17 protein-coding genes and 9 tRNA genes are annotated in these 17205 nt (G+C 31.4%); 25 read left to right on the top strand and 1 reads right to left on the bottom strand.

All coding sequences use genetic code 11. From position 1 onward, the window contains the following. Positions 1 to 83: 83 nt before the first annotated feature. The 13 genes from KJ971_07370 (at position 84) to KJ971_07310 (ending at position 3935) form a co-directional block, all read left to right on the top strand. Positions 84 to 176, top strand: a tRNA-Ser gene (locus KJ971_07370). Between the two features lie 6 nt (positions 177 to 182). Next, positions 183 to 259, top strand: a tRNA-Thr gene (locus KJ971_07365). A 39-nt stretch (positions 260 to 298) separates the two neighbouring features. Next, positions 299 to 374, top strand: a tRNA-Lys gene (locus KJ971_07360). 6 nt (positions 375 to 380) lie between these two features. Beyond that, positions 381 to 467, top strand: a tRNA-Leu gene (locus tag KJ971_07355). Between the two features lie 4 nt (positions 468 to 471). After that, positions 472 to 547 (top strand) — tRNA-Ala (locus tag KJ971_07350). 5 nt (positions 548 to 552) lie between these two features. Then, positions 553 to 628, top strand: a tRNA-Val gene (locus tag KJ971_07345). A gap of 57 nt (positions 629 to 685) precedes the next feature. Continuing rightward, positions 686 to 762 (top strand) — tRNA-Met (locus KJ971_07340). 2 nt (positions 763 to 764) lie between these two features. Then, positions 765 to 840, top strand: a tRNA-Asp gene (locus tag KJ971_07335). A 3-nt stretch (positions 841 to 843) separates the two neighbouring features. Then, positions 844 to 919: transfer RNA gene (locus tag KJ971_07330), tRNA-Phe, on the top strand. A 241-nt stretch (positions 920 to 1160) separates the two neighbouring features. Continuing rightward, the gene (locus tag KJ971_07325; GenBank protein ID MBU1145650.1) at positions 1161 to 1589 is read left to right on the top strand and encodes a hypothetical protein; all 429 of its coding nucleotides are present in this window, start codon (positions 1161 to 1163) and stop codon (positions 1587 to 1589) included. A 113-nt stretch (positions 1590 to 1702) separates the two neighbouring features. Next, positions 1703 to 2215 carry a hypothetical protein gene (locus tag KJ971_07320; GenBank protein ID MBU1145649.1) on the top strand — a complete coding sequence of 171 codons (513 nt, stop codon included), beginning with the start codon at positions 1703 to 1705 and terminating at the stop codon, positions 2213 to 2215. Between the two features lie 152 nt (positions 2216 to 2367). After that, positions 2368 to 2721 carry a hypothetical protein gene (locus tag KJ971_07315; protein ID MBU1145648.1) on the top strand — a complete coding sequence of 118 codons (354 nt, stop codon included), beginning with the start codon at positions 2368 to 2370 and terminating at the stop codon, positions 2719 to 2721. 242 nt (positions 2722 to 2963) lie between these two features. After that, positions 2964 to 3935: a DUF4062 domain-containing protein gene (locus tag KJ971_07310; protein ID MBU1145647.1), complete on the top strand. Its 972-nt coding sequence runs from the start codon at positions 2964 to 2966 to the stop codon at positions 3933 to 3935. Between the two features lie 313 nt (positions 3936 to 4248). On the opposite strand, the gene KJ971_07305 is transcribed toward KJ971_07310, so the two are convergent. Beyond that, on the bottom strand, positions 4249 to 4416 hold the full coding sequence (locus KJ971_07305; protein MBU1145646.1) for a hypothetical protein: 168 nt from the start codon (positions 4414 to 4416) through the stop codon (positions 4249 to 4251). 294 nt (positions 4417 to 4710) lie between these two features. Between KJ971_07305 and KJ971_07300 the strand changes: the two genes are divergently transcribed. The 12 genes from KJ971_07300 (at position 4711) to KJ971_07245 (ending at position 17197) form a co-directional block, all read left to right on the top strand. Beyond that, on the top strand, positions 4711 to 5271 hold the full coding sequence (locus tag KJ971_07300) for a GrpB family protein (protein MBU1145645.1): 561 nt from the start codon (positions 4711 to 4713) through the stop codon (positions 5269 to 5271). A 287-nt stretch (positions 5272 to 5558) separates the two neighbouring features. After that, a complete protein-coding gene (locus KJ971_07295; protein MBU1145644.1) occupies positions 5559 to 6680 on the top strand; it encodes a GNAT family N-acetyltransferase in 1122 nt (373 codons plus the stop codon). A gap of 76 nt (positions 6681 to 6756) precedes the next feature. Beyond that, positions 6757 to 7449 carry a hypothetical protein gene (locus KJ971_07290; protein MBU1145643.1) on the top strand — a complete coding sequence of 231 codons (693 nt, stop codon included), beginning with the start codon at positions 6757 to 6759 and terminating at the stop codon, positions 7447 to 7449. A gap of 191 nt (positions 7450 to 7640) precedes the next feature. Further along, a complete protein-coding gene (locus KJ971_07285; protein ID MBU1145642.1) occupies positions 7641 to 8087 on the top strand; it encodes a hypothetical protein in 447 nt (148 codons plus the stop codon). Positions 8088 to 8289: 202 nt separating this feature from the next. After that, the gene (locus tag KJ971_07280; GenBank protein MBU1145641.1) at positions 8290 to 8493 is read left to right on the top strand and encodes a hypothetical protein; all 204 of its coding nucleotides are present in this window, start codon (positions 8290 to 8292) and stop codon (positions 8491 to 8493) included. A 232-nt stretch (positions 8494 to 8725) separates the two neighbouring features. Further along, positions 8726 to 9946 (top strand): HD domain-containing protein, encoded by a 1221-nt coding sequence (locus KJ971_07275; GenBank protein MBU1145640.1) that lies wholly within the window; start codon positions 8726 to 8728, stop codon positions 9944 to 9946. Between the two features lie 92 nt (positions 9947 to 10038). Next, a complete protein-coding gene (locus KJ971_07270; GenBank protein MBU1145639.1) occupies positions 10039 to 11700 on the top strand; it encodes a DUF5011 domain-containing protein in 1662 nt (553 codons plus the stop codon). 144 nt (positions 11701 to 11844) lie between these two features. After that, entirely contained in the window at positions 11845 to 12270 is a 426-nt protein-coding gene (locus tag KJ971_07265) for an NAD(P)H-dependent oxidoreductase subunit E (protein ID MBU1145638.1), read from the top strand. A 62-nt stretch (positions 12271 to 12332) separates the two neighbouring features. Next, complete coding sequence (locus KJ971_07260; GenBank protein ID MBU1145637.1) at positions 12333 to 12701, top strand: (2Fe-2S) ferredoxin domain-containing protein; 369 nt, start codon at positions 12333 to 12335, stop codon at positions 12699 to 12701. A gap of 8 nt (positions 12702 to 12709) precedes the next feature. Then, positions 12710 to 14527, top strand: a complete 1818-nt coding sequence (nuoF, locus tag KJ971_07255; GenBank protein ID MBU1145636.1) for an NADH-quinone oxidoreductase subunit NuoF — start codon at positions 12710 to 12712, stop codon at positions 14525 to 14527. Then, positions 14520 to 16283, top strand: coding sequence for a [FeFe] hydrogenase, group A (locus tag KJ971_07250; protein ID MBU1145635.1), 1764 nt, complete (start codon positions 14520 to 14522; stop codon positions 16281 to 16283). The genes nuoF and KJ971_07250 overlap by 8 nt, the downstream gene beginning before the upstream one ends. Further along, positions 16280 to 17197 (top strand): hypothetical protein, encoded by a 918-nt coding sequence (locus tag KJ971_07245; GenBank protein MBU1145634.1) that lies wholly within the window; start codon positions 16280 to 16282, stop codon positions 17195 to 17197. Before KJ971_07250 ends, KJ971_07245 begins: the two co-directional genes overlap by 4 nt. Positions 17198 to 17205 lie beyond the last annotated feature (8 nt).

Raw genomic sequence — 17205 nt, 5'->3', positions numbered from 1 at the left:
TAGCTCAGTTGGTTAGAGCTATCGGCTCATAACCGATCGGTCGTAGGTTCGAGTCCTACCGGGTCCACCACTTTTTAATACAAGGAGAAATACCCAAGCCCGGCTGAAGGGATCGGTCTTGAAAACCGACAGGGCGTGAAAGCGCCGCGGGGGTTCGAATCCCTCTTTCTCCGCCATTTTCTGCCGAAATAGCTCAATCCGGTAGAGCAACTGAATCGTAATCAGTAGGTTGTAGGTTCGATTCCCGCTTTCGGCACCATCTTTTTTCAAAGGCTCATACTTTAATGCGAGCTTATGTGACCTGCTAGCTCAGTTGGTAGAGCATTTGACTTTTAATCAAAGGGTCAGGCGTTCAAATCGCCTGCGGGTCACCACGAATTGCCCGAGTGGCGGAATAGGTAGACGCGCTGGACTTAAAATCCAGTGTCAGTAATGACGTGCCGGTTCAAGTCCGGCCTCGGGTACCACTTAGGGGTATTAGCTCAGCTGGGAGAGCGCCTGTTTTGCAAGCAGGAGGTCAGCGGTTCGATCCCGCTATACTCCACCAATTTTGGAGGTTTAGCTCAGCTGGGAGAGCATCTGCCTTACAAGCAGAGGGTCGGCGGTTCGATCCCGTCAACCTCCACCATTTATGTATTGACTTTTAGATTTTGGTTTGGTATTATAGAGTAGCAATTATAGATATCGCGGGGTGGAGCAGTCTGGTAGCTCGTTGGGCTCATAACCCAAAGGTCGGAAGTTCAAATCTTCCCCCCGCAACCAATGGTCCTGTGGTGTAGTGGTTAACATGCCAGTCTGTCACACTGGAGATCGCGGGTTCAATTCCCGTCGGGACCGCCACTTGGCTCGGTAGCTCAGTTGGTAGAGCAATGGACTGAAAATCCATGTGTCGCCGGTTCAATCCCGGCTTGAGCCACCATTTACATTTAAACGAAGCCTTTAAAAGGCTTTTTTTATTTCCTTTTTGACAATAGAAAAAATATTTTCGACGCACGGGCAAACAATAATTAATAATAAAATTCACATCCTCAAATATACTTGATTTAATATTTGTGGTATAATTACTTTTGATTTGAATGCGACTTAAAGATTGTATCCAATTCTCTTTGATCTCAAGAACCGTTATTTCAGTTGTATCAAACGAGAGAGAGTGAAATAAAATGATAGAAAGTAAATTTCAATTAATTTCTTATATATTAATGATTCCCATCTTTATATTCACGCTATTACTTATAAAATGGGATTATGAAATTGATGGAATATTAGTGATGGGAATACTGATAGTCGCTAATGGTTGTTTATCAATGATCAAATCAAGCAAGCATTCTGAATTAGGAAGAGTATTTTGGCTCAAAAAAGATTATAAGTTATTCAGGTTTATTGAGTATGACAAGGGTGAGTATGGTAAATTACCAGTGATTTATTTATTATTCTCAATTAATTTTTTATTGTCTTTAATATTAACTGAATTCACTTTTGCTTTTAAAAGTTGGAATATGATTCCAGCAATTATAATAATTGCAAGTTGGATTGGGTTGACTGTTGTTTTTTCTATAATAGAAGTGGCCATTGATAAAATAAGACAGTAATTTTTGTCTTTTTTACAAGTCATAGCTGCTACATATGTACTTTTAATTTCTATGCATACGATAATTACCCAAACCACTCTTCAAAAACCATATCAATCCAATTGGAGAAAAATATGAAAAAAAAGTTATTTATTTCGACATTTATGTTTATTTTAATGTGTGTGATATTTGTTTTTACATTTCAATTAACTGAAGAATACAGAGTTGAAAAATATATAGATAGAATCCATTTCGATAATCTAACAAATAAAGATGCAGAGATAATTGAAAAAGTGAAAATGGATGGTGAATCTTTTTATATACTAGTTGTGGATGAATATTCAAATAGTTCTTTTAATTCGGAAAGATATTACATTGTTAAAGTAAAAAATAATTATTTAGGAATAACAGCGTTTGAAATAATTTATAGTAAATATGATGGCATGATTGGATGTTCATTTTCCAATACATTTGACGGCGAAACATATATTTTTGGTTTAAAAAATGATAATATTTACAATACAATTATAGTCACTTTAGTATCTGGTGAAGAAGTTGTGCTTCCTGTTACGGATAGTCCAGTTCTCTTTTATTATACTAAAGACTACCTTCAAATAGAAGATGTCGAATATAACATAACTAACTAAGAAAATTTAATGATAGTGGTTGATATCATAGATGGAATTTGATATGTATATAAGATTCGTACTCTCATGCACATCTTACATGAAACGACTGAAAATCCATGTATCAATTAAGTTTATAAAACCATTACACATAAATAAAGGGAGAAATATATATGACATTCTACAGTATTAATTTTATCTATATAGGTATATGGGTATTTGTTTTTTTGGGCTTTTTACAAGGGGCTTCTTTAGATTATTTATGTCCTAATTATGAGGGTGTAAGGAAAGTGAATCTTCATCGATTTAGTAAATACTTTAAAATGAATAAAGTATATAAACCAAAAATGTGGATTAAATCATTTATTATGCAACTAGTAGGATACATATATATTATCCTTTCATTTGCTTTGATAGTAATATCATTATTTCAGACTATCGAAACTACTATATATTTCGTTTCGATATATTTTCTAGCTACTTTAATATATTTTATTGGTGGGTATATTTATACAAAAATGTATTGATATATTTAGTGCCTGAAACGACTGAAAATCCATGTGACGTCGGTTCAATCCCAGCTTGAGCCACCATTTACATTTAAACGAAATCCGTTAAATGGCTTTTTTTATTTTACTAGATTTAATTATTTTTAAGCTCTTCATTACATCTAGATTAGCTTAATAATAAGATAGTTAATCATAAGCAAATTTACTTATAGATTTTTATATGGTAAAATTAATTTAATTTATATTTAGAGGTGCTTACTATGGAAAAAAAATATCAAGTATTTGTAAGTTCAACATATGCAGATTTAATTGAAGAAAGAAAAAAAGTTCAAGAGGTATTATTGATGGCGGATTGTATTCCGGCAGGTATGGAAGCCTTTGTTGCAACCGATGATAACCAATTTAACGTAATCAAGCAAGTAATAGATTTGTGTGATTATTATATTTTGATTATTGGTAAAAGATATGGAAGCATTAATCCAGATACTGGGATTAGTTACACTGAAATGGAATACAAATATGCAAAAGAAAAAGAAATACCTGTATTGGTTTTTTGTATAAATGATGATCTTAAACTGAGTTCAGATAAGATGGAAAGTAATCCAGAATCAGTCATCAAACTTATTGAATTTAGAAATACTGCTATGAGTAATACTTTAGCGAGTATATGGAATGGCATTTCAGATATTGGAGGTCAAGTTGCAATTTCCATAATGAAGGCTAAAAACACAGTAACAAGGCCTGGTTGGATAAGAGGAGAAGGATATAATCCCGAAGAATTTTTACAACAAATTAATGAACTTAAGAAAGAAAATCAACAGTTGATAGAAATTAACAAAAAAAATATGAAAGAAATTGATTCATTTACATCAATACCAGAAAATTTGGCCTTTGAAGATTATGAATTAAAAGTACAATATAAAATAGGATATGAAAGCTCTTTTTATACTAAAACAGTTACCTTGAAGGAGATATTTAAATATTTATCAATTGCAATGCATAATGTTACACTATCAGAAGATTATATCGTAGAATTAGTCGGAAAATGTGTAAGCAATAATACTCGTTTAGTTACTCTAAAAGATAACCTATTAGTCAATATATTACTAAATCAATTTGAGCACTTGAATCTTATATATTCAAAGTGGAACGATGAAAATAAAAAGCTTTATTATGGGCTAACTACAAAAGGAAAAAAAGTAAAAGATGATTTTCATTTAATAAAAAAATAACATTTTAATGGTGATTAAAGTTCAATTCTAACTTTAATCACCATTTACATTTAATTGAAGCCCTTGTAAGGGCTTTTTTATGTTTTATTATCTGTTTTACAAATTTAATTTGCAGCATATGGACTCATAAAAATCAATAATATAAAACTCAAAAGCAAATTTACTCGCAGTTATTTTTATGCTATAATCTCTATATTAGATAACTATTGCAGGAGGAAATTATGAAGATTTTATCAAAAAACAGCAAGCTTCACTTAAAAATATCATTGTCACTTTATTGTACATTTTTTATTATATCGGCGCTACTATATTATTATGATTCTTTTATAGAAGAAATCGACTTCAATTCAAGTTTCTTTTCTGCAATCATTGTCCCAATTATATTTCTTATTATTTCATTAATGATGGATGTTGCATATTCGAATAAGGAACAAAATAGAAAATCGAAAGTTCTATTATTAATTGTTTTTCCTGCTTTCATTTCTATACATTTTTTTGTATTAACTCTAGGCTTTATGCCAATGTTTTCTGAGGCGATTATTCTATGGTATTTCTTATTATTGCTTCCCTTATTCATATTGATAATTTACTTTTATTTTACTAACAAATATTCATCCAAAAAATTCAAATTATTTATAATATTAAAATATATACTTTCTATTGTTTTCTATTTATATGGATTCTTACTTTTTCTTGCATATGGTCTTGTAGGATTAGGTGTTTAATTCGATAATATAATTACATTCATTTATATAGCGGTTTAGTCCAAGAGGAGATGTTAAGTTTGAACAAACAAGTTGTAGTAGTGGATTATCAAAGCGAATGGAGACAAGAGTTTGAAGTCATGAAGGCTTTTTTCCGACGCAATATAAATATACCCAATATCCAAATAGAACACATAGGGTCGACAAGTGTCGAAGGACTATCGGCCAAGCCAATCATAGACATCGTTATTGTTGTTAATTCAACAAAAGAGTTTGAAAAAGTGAAGAAGGATTTGGAGAATGTAGAATACACCCATGTGGGGGATCAAGGCATCAAGAATCGAGAAGTGTTCAAATTAACAAAACCGAGCAATTTTTACCATCATAACTTATACGTTGCTTTACAGGGGTCTCTTGGATTGAAAAATCAGTTAACGTTTCGGAATCACTTACGAAAACATCCAGAAGATGTTCAAAGATATGGAAATCTAAAAAAAGAATTAGCCAAAAGATTTTCGTTTGATATAAGTTCTTACATTGAAGGAAAAACGGAATTCATTATTTCTATCTTACAACAATACAATTTTGATGAAAATGAGTTAATGGAAATCATAAATATCAATAAAAAGTGATTTATTGAATTTCACTACATTAGAAAGTTTTTATAGTCTGCGAAAATCTTCCTTAAAATCACAAATCAATCATCGATACGAAAACGCACAGTGATTCAATCCTTGCTTGATACATCATTTAAATATTAACTAAGCCCTTTCAAGGGCTTTTTTATATAATTTAATTAATAAAAAAATACAATTGTAAATTTACTTGCTTAAATTATTATGTTATAATTTTCACATATAAATAATGTGTTTTCTATAACAAATAGTAGTTCATATTACTAAACATACAGGAGGAATATATGGATTTGCCATTGAACATTGTTCAAATACTTACATTTATAGTTGTTGGAGCATCGGCACTTGCCTCAACCATTCTATTCTTTAAAACTAAAAATAAGGATAGAGAAAAAGAAACCTTTGATTACATTGATGATAAATTTACTGATTTTTTAGAAATTTGTTTAGCAAAACCATATCTTGATATTTTTGATGTGGAAGATGATAATAAAATTGAACTCAATGATATGCAAAAAAAAGAAGAAAAGATAGCCTTCGCTTATTTAATGGGAATTTTTGAAAGAGTCTATATTTTCTATGTAGATAATGGTAGAAAATGTGATACAGATCAATTTGTTAATTGGAAAAGAACCATTCAAGAGTATTTAAAACGCGATAATTTTAGAGATGCATGGGTGGAAAACGGATATGGCTGGGATGCAGGATTTATACTATTTATGGATGACTTGTTTCTTAAGATAGAAAGCAAAGTAGAGTTAGAGGCCGTAAGGTCAAGAACTCAGCTTGAAATGTGGTACAAAGAATATAAAGATCAATTTGTTATTGATGCAAATAATGATAAATTTGAACGGTTGGTTTCATACTTTGAATATGAAGGAAAATATCCTTATCAATACTATTTTATTAAGGATTGTAATGGAACAATTGTGGGCGGATTATTAACCCAAGAAATTAAGAATGCCGTTGTCATACTATATATATTTGTTAAAGAAAAATACAGAAAACAAGGATTAGGTAGTTTTGCTCTTCGAAAATTAAGAACACAATATAAAGAAAAAAACTTTTTTCTAGCTGAAGTAGAAAAAAGAAATGAAGAGCATAAGCCTTGGTGGATTAACAATTTATTTGCAGAAATTAAGATCGATTATTATACACCTGAAATGAATCACGATACTCACTCTGAAATAAAAGCAGTTAATGTAAATGATTTAGTGACCTTCTATAATAAGCCAGTTGCTCCTAAACATTTACTTAAAATAATAAATATATATTTTAAAACATCATTTGTTTATGATGAACATTTAAATATTAATCATTTTGAAGCGGTTAAAAATAATACGGAGCAGCTTCTTAACATGAAAAAAGAACTAGATTTTAGAATTAAAAGAATAGTAAATAAATAAAAGGTTCAAAAATTGGTGAATTCTTTTTACAATTTGTGAATAAGTTTCTAAGTCAAAAGTATTAAAGAGGTTATATATGAAGAAACTCTTAATCATTAGCGTATTGCTAGGAATACAAATATTTTTTATGATATATTTCTATGGCCCTTATGAAAGAATGTATATCTTCTGGCCTATTACTGGATTTTTGACTATAGTGAATATCTTTTTGATAATGCCTATATTTAAATGCAAAGAAGTAGGCTTTAATAACAAAAGAATATTTTATAGCTTAGCTTTATTTTATCCAATGTTATTGATTGCAATCTTTGTATACTCCAGTTTTCAATTCAATTATGTTGTAATGCCAAGAGATTATTTTACAACTGACGTTTTTCCTGTTACATACGATTATTCTGATTTAAAAGGCACTGTAAGGATTGAATATTTTTCTAGAGACTACTATGGAAACGAAGAAATATATAGAGAATCTTATGATAAAGACGAAATCAAAGAGTTTTTAGAATTTTTTCGTGATAGTACTTTAGCTTCTGAGAGTGTTGCAGATGAAGTTCCAAATTCTAGTTTAGATTTTGATTGGGAAAACGACATATTAGTTGTTATAAGAAATATGAAATTTGAAGATGATGGTTATCAAATTTTTAACGTGCATTTAGTTGATACAAGTAGTTACGTATTAATTCGTGATGGGGCAAGTCCAAAGCATGTTTACGAAATACAAGATGATTTAAGGTTATTTATTGAAGAACACTTGTTATTAGATACATAAATTACTATTATTTCTGTCTTTGATAATGTTCTTCTTCAATATTATTTTCTGCATAAATTAACTAAAAAGGCTTGTTTTTTTGAAGAAGCAATAATATTTAATAAATATTGTGATAATATTAGAAATATATGAAACAAGAAGAATATTTAATTATACTGGGGTCAAATCTAATTTTAGAAAAGGAGAAAAATATGAAAAAGGATATTGAAAGAATTGAATTACCTGAAATGCAGCTAGCATTTACCTTTAACAATGACTTTGACGTTGCCCAAGAATTGATCAAGGAGTATCTTGAAAAAATTGGATTTCCAGATGCCAAAAGGTATCGTTCTCAAATTAATGATAGAAACGAAGTGTCGTACTTAATGTATGCAAAAATACCCATTAATGAAAAGGAATTAGAATCAGAAGGTATGATTATAGTTATTACTGTGCCAAAACAAAACTATGTTAAACTTACATATACTAAAGAACCAAATGAAGTTCTTACAAAAGACGAATTAGAAGAAACAAAATTTTTTAAAGATGTTGAAGATTTTTTTATAAAGAATGAGTATGAACATAGCTTGGAATATCTTAATTATTTAGCAGAAACTGTGGGGAATAAGGATATTGTTTATATTCCTTATGAGGATTAAGCATAAACACATAAATTTATGTTAGAACAATTGTCAAGCGAGACAATATGAAAAAAATATTGTTATTTTTGATACTCTTTGCTTATTTGCAAATCGGTATGGATCAAAGTTTTTAATCATTAGTTATGGGATTCTTAGCCAAAGATTGTTTTAATATTATTAGTAACAAGATAAACACTATATTTTCAAGGGAGAGGTAAATATGAATACAAGAGGAGAATCAAAGTTACTATTTGCATTGAAAAACACCATATACATCATTTTAATTGCTTTTGGAACAAGCAGATTATTGTATTATCATTTTTTAGATAGAGATATTGATAATGGGTATTTGGTATTTTTGGCAATTATGTTGATGTCGGGAATTGTGGGAATATTTATTGAGATTTATAAGGCAAGAGATTAACTAAATAACAAATAAAAAGGAATCATATTAGAGAAATCTAGTATGATTCTTTTGATTTAATGATTGGTTAAAACCGTTAGAAATAAGGTGTGAAAATTGGGATACATTTTTTAACGATACCTAATTTTATTAAATTGAGATGTATTTGATTTTTCTTATCAATTGAAGTATACTTGACACAATTCAACTAATATCTAATTTACTTACATTTGTTAAGAGGGAGAGAACTAAAATGAAATTTAATCTTGTCAATTTTTTGCAAGGCATCTCAATTTCTCTTGATTATATCGAAAAAGAGATATTTGGAGTTCCAACCAATCATTCGAAAAGAGTGGCTTATATTTCTTATCACATTAGTAGCGCGCTTTCTTTGCCAGAAGATCAAGTGTTTGACTTGCTTTCGCTCGCAATTTTGCATGACAACGGAGCATCTCTTGCAATCCTTCACGAAGAATTAAAAGGAACGCATCTTGAAAAACGACTTTCTCTTGAAACTGCAATAATGCATTGCACAATGGGAGAAAAGAATTTAGTGGATTTTCCCTTTCTAACAAAGCCAAAAAATGTCATTTTATATCATCACGAAAACTGTGATGGATCAGGATTCTTTGGGATAAAAGGAGACAAAATTCCACTTTTAGCACAAATCATTCATCTTTCGGATATGATTGATTTAAATTTTAATTTGACACATATTCCAAGTAACCCAGTCTTAAAAAATCAAATTATTGATTTTGTACAAAAAAATAATACCAGCTTATTTTCTAATGTTGTAGTTAATGCATTTCTTGAAATTTCAAATCAACCTTCCTTTTGGGAAGGACTATCTGATGATATCATTGATGAAAACTTAGAAAAAAGTTCACAAGGATTCGATTTTGAAATGGAATCGAAAACGATTCGAAAAATAACAAAAACATTTTCAAAAGTGATAGACTCAAAATCTAGTTATACACATCAACATTCCAATATGGTAGCAGCCACGATGAAAAGAATGGCAAAATTTTATCATTTAAATAAAGAAGAATCAAGTTTACTTGTTATTGCAGCTGATTTGCATGATTTAGGAAAATTAGGTATTAGCAAATCTATCATTGAAAAGCCAGGGCCACTAACTATAGAAGAATTTAAAGTGATTCAAGAACATCCTACTATAGCCTATGAATGTTTAAAAAACATTATTGGATTTGAAAAAATTACAGAGTGGATTTACAATCATCACGAAAAATTGGATGGATCTGGATACCCGAGAGGATTAACAAAAGAAAATTTGGATTTCGGGTCAAGACTGATTGCTTGCATTGATATTTACACTGCTCTTCAAGAAGATAGGCCTTATCGAAAGGCGATGAGTAAAGAAACCGCCTATTCTATTTTAAGTGATATGGCAATGAAAGGATTAATTGACTTAGACATTTGCCAAGATATTTATCAAATTTTTCATCAATCATAATATATTAGACTACCCAATAGGTAGTCTTTTTTATAAAAAAAGAATTGAGACCTTCCCTTCGTATTATGTTATATGAAAGGAAGTGTTATTGAGTGAAAAAATTAGGTGTATTTGTTTTAAGTATTTTAATTATACTTTTTTCTTTTAAATCTGAAGTGTGTGCACAAACGTTAAACTATTTGCCTGGAGGTGATAATTATTTAACAGTTGATTTGTTTGAATTTGATGGGCCATTTTATTCGACTGATGGGACTTTTTTGATAAAACCATATACAGATTATATTATGACTGTTTCACAAACCTATTTTAATCAACTCGTAAATGAAGATGTTTTATTTGAGATTTTGTATTATGATGACGAGATGTTGCTTGAAAGTAGTGCTGTATTGGCGGGAGATTTTAGTTTCGTTGGAAACGAAAATACAATGAGCTATCTGTTTAAAACGCCAACAAATACCAATTATGCTTTTCTTAGTTTTTACAATATAAATGATTATTTTATGTCTTCTGGGTTTGATGAAGTCATATTAGAGGAAGGTTCTTCCTTTGATGGATTTGAGTCATATTCTGAAGGAACGATTATGGATACAGAAGCCCCGTGTTTTGAAATTTTTGGGATTGTTCTTTCCTATGTTCATTCACCCATTACTTCGCTTGAAATTTTATCAGCTTTACAAGCATATGATGATATTGATGGAGATGTTTCAAACAGAATTGTTATTATTAGTGATGATTATGAAATAAACAAATCTGTTCTTGGAACTTACGTTATCACATTTGAAGTGTCAGATTTAAGTGGGAACTCCACTCAAATCGACATTTCTGTAGAAGTAGTAGATATTCTTAAACCAGTATTTTCTGATATAGAGACAATTGAAGTAGCGTTTCCAAATAGTTTGACTATATCAGAAATCGTTTCTCTAATACATGCAAGCGATAATTATGATGGGGATATAACTACAAACATTGTATTGACAGAAGATAATTATTCTAGCAGTAATTTTGAAATTGGAAATTATAATTTAATCTTTCAGGTAAGCGATTCATCGGGAAATACGGAATATTATACAGTTTTTATTGATGTGATTGACAATGAATTTCCTATATTTTCGGGAATAACTTCGATTATTGTTGGATATGATACTAGGTTGTACCTAGAAGATATTTTACAAGGGTTAAGCATTAGCGATAATTATGATAATTCTGAAGATTTAGAAATAGTTCTAATATCCGAAAATTATTTTAGTAATTATCAACTATTAGGGAATTATCAAATGGTTTTTAAAGTGGAAGATTCAAGTGGGAATATAACAGAACAAATTGTGTCTATTACAGTTGTTGATGAAATTGGACCTGCTGTCTATTTTGATTTTTCTGTTATTCAAGTTTATTCTGATACAATACTTGAGTTATCCGATTTAACCAATTTATTCATTCAGTCCAAAGAATTAAATGCATTATTAAATTACGAAGTTGTTATTCAGTATGATTCTTATACAGCTCACGCATCAACTCCTGGCATGTATCAATTATCACTTGATTATAAATCTGATGATGGGCTTATCTTCTCAAAAACAGTACAAGTATTAGTGAAAGACAGATCTTCTGATTATTATTATGAAGCTCCAATTGCTACCAATCCACCTGAAATAGGGTTTTGGGAAGAAAATAAAGCAGCAATTACCGGGATAGCGCTATCATTTATCGCTATATGTTCAAATCTTGTCTGGTTTTTAATATACAAAAAAAAGTAAGCGTTTTATACGCTTATTTTTATTTTATTCTGATAAGAGAAGTGTTATAATACATATGCTGAAATATCTTAGTGAAGGGAGATTAAAGAAGTGGGAGCAAAAATTCAGATTACTGAAGAAAAGCTTGCAAGATTGTATGCAATAATGGAAGAGAATAAGAAAAAGCCGGGTCCATTAATGCCTACACTACATGAAGCACAAAAAATATTTGGTTGCATTCCCTTGCACATCCAAAAAATTATTTCAAAAGAGTTAAATGAAAGTATTTCAAAAATCAATGGAGTTGTGACCTTTTATGGTCAATTCTCAATTGAACCAAAAGGGAAAACCATCATTAGCGTTTGTTTAGGGACGGCGTGTTACGTTAGAGGATCTCAAGGAATTCTTGATGCATTTTCTGATGACTTAAAAATTAAAATTGGTGAGACATCTCATGATGGTGAGTTTACATTACAAGCAACTAGATGCATTGGTGCTTGTGGATTAGCTCCAGTCTTTACAGTAAATGAAATTGTTTATGGAAACGGTTCTGTTCAAAAAGCAAAAGAAGTTTTAAAAGGAATGAAATAAAATGAGTATATTCATTCAAATATTAAAGAAATCCTTACTAAATATCTATGGGGGGGAATAAGATGAAATCACTTGAAGATTTAAAAAAACTAAAAGACCAAGCTGTAAAAAACAGGAATATGTTCTATCAATCTGGAGGAATTAGAATTCAAATCGGTATGGGTACCTGTGGGATTGCCGCGGGGGCAAGGCCAGTATTAATTGGGTTTGAAAAGGAAATTAGATTAAGAGGACTAAAAAATATAATCATTACACAAGTGGGTTGCATGGGAGAATGTGCCTTTGAACCAATTGTCGAAATCGTTGAAAACAATGGAAATTCTACCACATACTGTTTGGTAAACGAACGTATGATTTCTGAAATAGTTGAAGAGCACCTTATGGGTGGAAAAAAACTAGATCGATATTTGTTGTCATCGGTGAAAAGGTAGGTACAGTTATGTTAGAGAGTATGCATATATTAATCTGTGGCGGTAGTGAGTGTTCTAATTCCAACTCAAAAGAAATAAGAGATGAATTTGAAAAGTATTTAGATAGTTATAATTTGCATGAAGATGTAAAAATCGTTATGACAGGTTGTTTTGGACTTTGTGAAAAGGGTCCGATTGTTGTCGTTTATCCTGGAGAAGTTTTCTATTCTCACGTAACAAAAGAAGATGTTTTTGAAATTGTTAGTGAGCACATTGTAAAAGGTAAAATTGTTGAAAGACTTCTGTTTAAAGATACAATTGAAAAAAAGAAAATTAAAAACAATTCACAATTAAAATTTTATGCAAAACAAAGACGTTTAACATTAAGAAATTGTGGAAATATAAATCCATTAGACATTGAAGAATACATCACAAATGATGGATATTTAGCGCTTGGAAAAGTGCTAACCGAAATGACTCCTATGGAAGTAATTGAGACAATGAAAAAGTCTGGACTTCGCGGCCGAGGTGGCGGTGGATTCTCAACTGGATTAAAATGGGAATTTGCATCAAAATCAGTAGATGATCAAAAGTATGTTATTTGTAATGCAGACGAAGGGGACCCAGGCGCATTTATGGATAGAGCCGTTCTAGAAGGAGATCCTCATTCTGTTTTAGAAGCAATGGCTATTTGTGGATATGCAATTGGAGCAAATCAAGGATATGTTTATGTTCGTGCTGAATATCCCGTTGCGGTAGAAAGACTTGAAATTGCGATTGCTCAAGCAAAAAAATATCAACTTTTAGGAAAAAATATCTTTGATACTGGTTTTGATTTTGATATAGAATTACGCCTTGGTGCAGGTGCTTTTGTTTGCGGAGAAGAAACCGCGCTCATCGCCTCCATTGAAGGTAACCGAGGTATGCCAAAAAACAAACCACCCTTTCCTGCAGTAAAAGGATTATGGGGGCACCCAACCAACGTGAATAACGTTGAAACATTTGCTAACGTTCCAGTTGTATTCTTAAAAGGAGCAACTTGGTTTAAATCGATAGGAACAGAAAAATCAAGTGGTACAAAAGTATTTGCGCTTGGTGGAAAGATTCAAAATACCGGATTATTAGAAGTTCCAATGGGAACAACACTTAGAGAAGTAATTTTTGATATTGGTGGAGGAATTCCCAATAAAAGAAAATTTAAATCCGTTCAAACCGGTGGTCCATCCGGGGGATGTATTACAGAAGAATCGCTTGACACTCCAATTGATTTTGATAATCTAATTAATTTAGGTTCTATGATGGGTTCGGGTGGAATGATTGTAATGGATGAGGATAACTGCATGGTAGACGTTGCTCGTTTTTATCTTGATTTTACCGTTGAAGAATCTTGCGGGAAATGCACTCCTTGTAGAGAAGGAACCAGAAGAATGCTTGACATCCTTAATAAAATTTGCGAGGGCGAAGGAACGCTTCAAGATTTAGATACGTTAGAAATACTTGGGAACATGATTCAGGAATCATCTTTATGTGGATTAGGACAAACAGCTCCAAATCCAGTTTTATCTACGCTTAAACATTTTAGAAACGAATATGTTGCTCATGTAGTGGCCAAGGTGTGTCCGGCAGGAGTTTGTTCAAATCTTACTAATTTTGTTGTTACTGATAAATGTATTGGTTGTACTAAATGTGCAAAGAACTGTCCTGTTGGAGCTATTTCAGGAAAAGTAAAAGATAAACATTTTATTGATTTAGACATTTGTATTCGATGTGGAGCATGTAAAACGGTTTGTCCTGTCAATGCAATTACTTCAAAATCATTACACTGGGAGGAACGATTGAATGGCTAATATGATACATGTAACAATTGATGGCAAACAAATAGAAGTTCCATCTGGGTATACTGTATTAAAAGCGGCTGAAATTGCTGGAGTTCGAATTCCTAGACTTTGTTTTTTACAAGGAGTTCATGAAGAATCCAATTGTCGTGTATGTATCGTAAAAATAGATGGAATGAAAGGGTTGAAAACTTCTTGTTCAACAAAAGTAGTAGAAGGAATGAATATTTCGACCAATTCCAAAGAAGTATATAATGCCGTATCTGCAAATCTTGAATTACTTGCAGGAAACCATAAATTTGAATGTTGGAAATGTTCCAGAGAAAATAGTTGTGAATTTTTAGATTTGTTAAGAAGATTTAATGTTGATAATGATTTTAGTAATGGAGAAATTTTTGATCAAAAAACGATTAGACTCAACGATTCTTCCGATGCAATGATTATTGATTCTAGTAAATGCGTTTTATGTGGACGTTGTGTTTCTGCATGTGAAAAATTATCTGGACTTGGTATTTTAAATTTTAATCAAAGAGGATCTAAAACTTATGTTGGACCAGCATTATTCCATAATTTGGATGATGCAGGTTGTATCTATTGTGGAAAATGTATTCAAGCATGCCCTACAGGAGCCATTCGTGAAAAAGATGAAATTAAAGAATTAGAAAGAGCTCTAAGAGATCCAGAAAAAACAATAGTCGTTCAAGTTGCACCAGCTGTAAGAGCAGCACTTGGAGAAGAGTTTGGATATAAAATTGGAACCAATGTGGAAGGTCAAATGTTTGCTGCTTTAAAAGTGTTAGGAATTCATGAAATCATGGATACAAACTTTACAGCCGATTTGACGATTCTAGAAGAAGGAACCGAATTTATTTCTCGTGTGAAAAACAATGGTGTATTACCAATGTTTACTTCATGTTCACCTGGATGGGTTAATTATTTAGAACTTTACTATCCTGAATATATTTCTAACTTATCTTCTTGTAAATCTCCTCAACAAATGGCAGGAGCTCTAATAAAAACTTATTATGCAAAAAAATTAAATAAAAGTCCAAAAGACATCATTTCGGTATCGATTATGCCTTGTGTTGCGAAAAAGGCCGAAGCTAGAAGACCCGAAATGGGAAGAGATGGATACAGAGACGTAGATATTGTATTAACTACGAGAGAAATTTCTAGAATAATCAGACATAGAGGAATTCCTTTCCGTGATTTGGAACCAATCAAACCTTTTGGTGAATTGGCAAAATATACCGGAGCAGGCGCTATTTTTGGAGCGACTGGAGGAGTAATGGAAGCCGCTTTAAGAACGGTTACTGAAATTTTAGAAGGACATTCTACTCCTGTTGAATTCGCAGATATGAGAGGGCTTGAAAACATCAAAGAAGCTACTTATTGTGTTAATGGAACAGAAGTAAATGTTGCAGTTGTACATGGCGGAAGAGCCATAAAGGAATTTATGGAACATCTTAAAATTACAGATAAACAATATCATTTTGTTGAATTCATGGGTTGCACTGGTGGATGTGTAAATGGCGGAGGACAGCCGATTGTTTCAGCTGAAGTTCAAGAAAAAATAGATGTTAGAGCTAAGAGGGCAAAAGTGCTTTATAACATTGATGAAGAAGCTGAATTTAGAAAATCACATGAAAATCCTGCTGTAATTAAAATATACAAAGAATTTTTACAAGAACCAAATTCTCATATCAGTCATGAATTACTTCATACTACCTATAAAAAAAGAACTAGTTATTCAGAGGGATCAAAATGAGAAAAATCGTAAGTTTCATTGTACTATTCCTTTTTGGCTTTCTATTATTTGGTTGTCAAGAAGATATAGGAGTATTGTCCGTTATGACTCCATCTGGAGCACCGGCCCTTGCTCAAATGTACGTTCAAGAAGAAGCTGAAAATTATTTAGTTGATGTTGTGGTTGGAGCAGACCCCTTGGTAGCAGCCTTTGGATCAGGGTCTCATGATTTTATCTTTGCACCAACAAATCTTGGGGCAAAATTGTTTCAATCCAACCAAGATTATATTTTTTTAGCAGCAATTACATTTGGAAATTATTATCTTATTACCGTTCAAGATTCAACTTTTACGATGAGTGATTTAGAAGGAAAAGAAATAATTGTTTTTGGGCAAAATCAAACATCCGACATTATTATTCAATTCCTATTGAACTCTCTCGAGATAGATTGTACAATTACTTATGTGGATTCAGTGGCTACTGCGACGGCTTCTTTTATAGCTGATTCCTCAAAAATTATTATGATTGCAGAACCTTCTTTATCTGTTTTAACTGCTCAAATCTCTAATATAGATATTATTGATTTGCAAGCAGAGTATCAAACAATAACAGGAGATAATTCCTATCCTCAAGCTGGAGTGTTTGGGAAAGCTTCTTTGTCAAAAAACGCAATTAATACATTTTTAAATGATTTAGAAGCCTCGATTGAATCTGTAAATGATGATGTGGAAGCAGCCGCTACTTTAGCAGTTGATTTAGAATTTGGATTTCCATATGCTGTTTTAGTTAATGCTATTCCAAATAGTCATTTAGGATTTGTTTCAGCGCAAGATGCGAAAACTTCTTTAGAAACTTATTTTAATTTAATTTTAGAAATAAATCCTGGATTGATTGGAAACGTACTACCAAGTACTGAATTTTATTATCAACCATAGTAGGTGAT

The sequence above is a fragment of the Bacillota bacterium genome (assembly GCA_018818595.1).
In the GTDB taxonomy this organism is placed as follows: domain Bacteria; phylum Bacillota_I; class Bacilli_A; order Izemoplasmatales; family Hujiaoplasmataceae; genus JAHIRM01.
This window is presented reverse-complemented; position numbering and strand designations above follow the sequence as displayed.

Excerpts from the sequence above, each read along its gene's own strand:
- KJ971_07325 (MBU1145650.1), top strand. The coding sequence starts at position 1,161 with ATGATAGAAAGTAAATTTCAATTAATTTCTTATATATTAATGATTCCC.
- KJ971_07320 (MBU1145649.1), top strand. The coding sequence starts at position 1,703 with ATGAAAAAAAAGTTATTTATTTCGACATTTATGTTTATTTTAATGTGT.
- KJ971_07315 (MBU1145648.1), top strand. The coding sequence starts at position 2,368 with ATGACATTCTACAGTATTAATTTTATCTATATAGGTATATGGGTATTT.
- KJ971_07310 (MBU1145647.1), top strand. The coding sequence starts at position 2,964 with ATGGAAAAAAAATATCAAGTATTTGTAAGTTCAACATATGCAGATTTA.
- KJ971_07305 (MBU1145646.1), bottom strand. The coding sequence starts at position 4,416 with ATGAAAGCAGGAAAAACAATTAATAATAGAACTTTCGATTTTCTATTT.
- KJ971_07300 (MBU1145645.1), top strand. The coding sequence starts at position 4,711 with ATGTTAAGTTTGAACAAACAAGTTGTAGTAGTGGATTATCAAAGCGAA.
- KJ971_07295 (MBU1145644.1), top strand. The coding sequence starts at position 5,559 with ATGGATTTGCCATTGAACATTGTTCAAATACTTACATTTATAGTTGTT.
- KJ971_07290 (MBU1145643.1), top strand. The coding sequence starts at position 6,757 with ATGAAGAAACTCTTAATCATTAGCGTATTGCTAGGAATACAAATATTT.
- KJ971_07285 (MBU1145642.1), top strand. The coding sequence starts at position 7,641 with ATGAAAAAGGATATTGAAAGAATTGAATTACCTGAAATGCAGCTAGCA.
- KJ971_07280 (MBU1145641.1), top strand. The coding sequence starts at position 8,290 with ATGAATACAAGAGGAGAATCAAAGTTACTATTTGCATTGAAAAACACC.
- KJ971_07275 (MBU1145640.1), top strand. The coding sequence starts at position 8,726 with ATGAAATTTAATCTTGTCAATTTTTTGCAAGGCATCTCAATTTCTCTT.
- KJ971_07265 (MBU1145638.1), top strand. The coding sequence starts at position 11,845 with ATGGAAGAGAATAAGAAAAAGCCGGGTCCATTAATGCCTACACTACAT.
- KJ971_07260 (MBU1145637.1), top strand. The coding sequence starts at position 12,333 with ATGAAATCACTTGAAGATTTAAAAAAACTAAAAGACCAAGCTGTAAAA.
- nuoF (MBU1145636.1), top strand. The coding sequence starts at position 12,710 with ATGTTAGAGAGTATGCATATATTAATCTGTGGCGGTAGTGAGTGTTCT.
- KJ971_07250 (MBU1145635.1), top strand. The coding sequence starts at position 14,520 with ATGGCTAATATGATACATGTAACAATTGATGGCAAACAAATAGAAGTT.
- KJ971_07245 (MBU1145634.1), top strand. The coding sequence starts at position 16,280 with ATGAGAAAAATCGTAAGTTTCATTGTACTATTCCTTTTTGGCTTTCTA.